4 protein-coding genes and 1 pseudogene are annotated in these 3,629 nt (G+C 65.3%); all 5 read right to left on the bottom strand.

From position 1 onward, the window contains the following. Positions 1–142: 142 nt before the first annotated feature. On the bottom strand, positions 143–1,126 hold the full coding sequence (locus B6V73_RS20225) for an ABC transporter permease (RefSeq protein ID WP_088726304.1): 984 nt from the start codon (positions 1,124–1,126) through the stop codon (positions 143–145). Continuing rightward, positions 1,119–2,051, bottom strand: coding sequence for an ABC transporter permease subunit (locus B6V73_RS20220; RefSeq protein ID WP_077701419.1), 933 nt, complete (start codon positions 2,049–2,051; stop codon positions 1,119–1,121). Before B6V73_RS20220 ends, B6V73_RS20225 begins: the two co-directional genes overlap by 8 nt. After that, complete coding sequence (locus tag B6V73_RS21285) at positions 2,048–2,287, bottom strand: hypothetical protein (RefSeq protein ID WP_240504212.1); 240 nt, start codon at positions 2,285–2,287, stop codon at positions 2,048–2,050. The genes B6V73_RS20220 and B6V73_RS21285 overlap by 4 nt, the downstream gene beginning before the upstream one ends. A gap of 88 nt (positions 2,288–2,375) precedes the next feature. Further along, positions 2,376–2,501 (bottom strand): annotated as a pseudogene (locus tag B6V73_RS21280) (ABC transporter ATP-binding protein); the annotation flags it as partial. 175 nt (positions 2,502–2,676) lie between these two features. Further along, a complete protein-coding gene (locus tag B6V73_RS20210; protein ID WP_088726303.1) occupies positions 2,677–3,456 on the bottom strand; it encodes a hypothetical protein in 780 nt (259 codons plus the stop codon). Positions 3,457–3,629: the final 173 nt, after the last annotated feature.

The raw sequence follows: 3,629 nt of genomic DNA, 5'->3' as shown, positions 1-3,629 counted from the left end.
TCGGGGTTCTGCGGATCGGTGTGCAGCAGCGGCTCGGCCATGTCGGGCACGCCATCCTTGTCGGTATCGGTCTGCGCGGCCTGGGCGCCGCCAGCGGCGAGCATCAGCAGCACGGTGAGGGTGGAAAGCGTCTTGTTCATCGTCAGGTCTCCTTGGTCAGACGGTCGGCACGGATCGGACGCAGCAGGACGAGCCCGCCGAGACCGAGGGTGAAGAGAATGAGGAACCAGGCATCGCCCTTCTTGTCGGCCCAGATCGGCCCGAGCGCTTTGCCGGTGTAGATGTCCTTGATTCCGAGCACCGCGAAGGTGAAGCGCTCGTAATGCTTGGTCACGGACGAGACCTCGATCCCGTTGCGGATGGTCTCGTAGGTGGCGAAGCCCTGCTTGATCTTTGTCTGCTCGGCCTTCGGGATCGAAAGCTGCGCGAAGACGCCGCCTGCGACCTGATTGTCCGGGTCCATCGTGTCGCCGATCTGCGGCGCGACGAGGACCACCAGCAGCCACAGCGCGAAGGCGTAGAGCAGCCCGCTAGCCGGGCTTTTCAGCCAGAGGCTCAGCCCGAAGCCCACCGCAAAGATCGCGCTAAGATAGAGCGTCGAAGCCCCCCAGGTGATCGCAAGGCGCAAGAGGTCATTCGCCCCGATCCCAATGCCCGAACCGAGCGCGAGCACCACTGCGCAGAGCGCGAAGACGCAAGCCAGCGCCGCCCCCATCAGCCCAGCCCCGCCCAGCAGCTTCGCGGCAAGGAACTGCCAGTTCGAGAGCGGCCGCGTCAGGATCAGCGCCAACGTCTGGCGTCCGCGCTCTTCGACGGCGGCGCGGTAGCCCGCGATCAGCGCGATCACGGTGCCCATGATCTCGATCTGCTCGATCGTGCCGCGCATCAGCTTCAGCGGATAGAACTCGGGCGCCGCGATCGAACCGAGGCTTTTGCCGAGCGCCAGCAGCTGCTGTTTCGCGGCCATGTAGGTGGCGACATCGGTGCGCATCGCGACCGTCCCGGTGATCAGCGAGATCAGCGCGGCGGCGACGAGCGCCAGCGTCGCGGCGAGCAGGAAACGGTCGCGCAGCGCGATCCGCGCGTCCTTGAGCGCAATGGTGGAGATTGCGGAGAGATCAGGCATCGGGGCCTCCCTTCGTCATGTCGAGCTTGAGGCAGCCGCGCAGCGCATAGAGGCCGGAGCCCGCAGCGAAGAGCATCATCACGACCAGCGGCGGCACGGGACCGCGCGGCGGCAGACCGTCGGGCAGGTAACCCATCAGCTCCGCTCCGAGATACTTGTAGGCTTCGGCCAGCGAGAACGGCCCGAGCAGGTTTGCGGAGAGGTCGAAGATCGCGGATTGCGGGGCGGGTGCGAGGGCCGAGATCGGGTTGATCGCAGCGGTGGGCAGGATGTTCCCGGTCAGCGCGGGCCAGACGAAGGTCAGCACCAGCCAGACCACCGTCGGCACCATCAGACCCACGGTTTCGCTGCGCGCGCGCGCCGAAGCACCGATCGCGATCAGCCCGAAGGTCATCATGTAGAGCCAGCCCAGAGAGAAGAACGCAGCCAGCCGCGCCCAATCCCCTGCGGCGAGATGAACCGAAGGCAGGATGACGAGGGTCGCGGCGCCCACGACGCCCGCAAGCGCGGCCAGTCCGCCGACGGCCAGAGCGAGTGCCGAGACCTTGCCTCGCGCGTAATCGAGCCGCTCCAGCGGGCGCGCGCCGATCAGCGGCAGCACGCCGGCCCGGCGGTCGGTCTCGACCATCCGGTAGCCGATCACGATGGCCGAAAAGGCGCCGATCAGGCTGATATAGATCGTGAGGTTGCGCAGCAGCGCCAGCGGCGAGCCTTGCGTAACCGGGTTTGGCGGCACCGGCTTGCCATTTGCTTCGAACCAATGCGTGGCGCTGGCGTAGATCGCGTCGACCGTCGAGGTCGCGGACCAGCCGAGATAGGCCGAGACCAGCACCAGCGCGGCGAACAGCGCGGCCACCAGCGCGATCGTCCGCTCGCGTGCAAGCGCGGCAAGCGCGTGGCGGCGCAGGATCGTGGAAGGTGTCATGCCGCGACCTCGCGATCCGGCACCACCGAGAGGTAAAGCTCCTCGAGGGCCTCTTCCGAGCCGTAGCGCGCGTTCACCGTTTCGATCGTGTCGTGGAAGACCAGCTGCCCATGCGAAAGAACGCCGATGGAGGAACACGACCGCGCCACCTCGCTCAGCAGGTGGGTGTTCATGAAGATCGTCATGCCCTGCGCGTTCAGCCGCTCGAGCACCTCGCGCAGCTGGCGCACCCCCATCGGGTCGAGCCCCGAGGTCGGCTCGTCGAGGACCGGTGGGCTCCATGAGCGTCGTCAGTAGCCGGATCGTCGTGGTCTTGCCCGCGCCGTTATGGCCGAGAAATCCGAAGATCTCGCCACGTCCGATATCGAGATCGAGCGGCTGGAGCGCGGTGAAATCGCCGTAGCGCAGGGTAAGTCCCCGCGTGCTCACGGCCAGTGTGTCTGTTTGCATCTCTGGGCACCTCCTTTTGATGTTGAGAGGAAATTGCCCGTCGCGATCCGGATCGACTTCGACAGTTTCTTACAAATCGGTGAGAAGCTGGATTACCGGCTTGGCCCAGACGAAAAACCCTCCGCCCCGGACGGACGGGACGGAGGGCCACGCGGCGTACGATCTGGAAAGGGAATCAGATGCGCCTGCGTTTCACGGTCATCGCGGCGACGGTGATTGCGATGACGGCGAGGAAGCCGAGGCTCGTGGGAATGGTGCCGAAGCCCAGCCCGCCATAATCGGTCGGTTGCGAGAGAAGATCGCCGAAGGACGCACCTAGCGGGCGGGTGAAGATATAGCAGAGCCAGAACGCCCAGAGCCCGCCCAGATTGAAGGTGACATACCCCACGGTGAGCGACGCGATGATCAGCCCGAAGAGGATGCCGGTCGCGAGATAGCCTATCCCGAACTGCTCGGAAATCAGATCGCCGACCGCCGTGCCGAGCGCGAAGGTGAACAGGATCGCGAGCCAGTAGAACCCTTCGCGCCGGGCGGTGTAGACCTCATGAATCGAGAGCGTGCGCTCGGAGGCGAACCACGCCGCGAAGGTAGCGCCCAGCAGAATGGTGAACCCGATCGTCGAGTCGATCAGCGGAATCCCGAGATTGTCGGTCATGTTGTCGGTGATCAGCGTCCCCACGATCGAGATCAGCACCACCGCCGACCAGTAGACTGCAGGCACGTAGCGGCGCTGCGCGAATTGCCAGCGGATCACCAAGGCGAGGATCGCGGTCATCAGAATCGTCGTCGCGGTCAGGCCGAGACCGAGATTGACGGCCAGAAAGTCGGCCGCCGTCTCGCCCATCGTCACCGCCATCAATTTGATGAGCCAAAAGCCCGGCGTGACCTCGGGAACGCGGCTGACCGGGTTGGTCAACTCTTCGTCGGGGTAGATGAAAGTCTGTTGATAGCTCATGTTGCGCCTCAGTCGTTCAGCATTGCCAGCGCCTGCGCCGAGAACGCATCGGCGCGGGTATCGTCGTCGGCGTTGCAGCGCTCGAGCGCTTTCGCCTGAAGGTCGGAAACCGCTTGCGGCGCGGTTTTGCCGCCGAGCGTGTCGCGCAACTGCCCGATCATCGCCTCGCAGGG

This window comes from Thioclava sp. JM3 (assembly GCF_002213185.1).
Taxonomy (GTDB): Bacteria; Pseudomonadota; Alphaproteobacteria; order Rhodobacterales; family Rhodobacteraceae; genus Thioclava; species Thioclava nitratireducens.
This window is presented reverse-complemented; position numbering and strand designations above follow the sequence as displayed.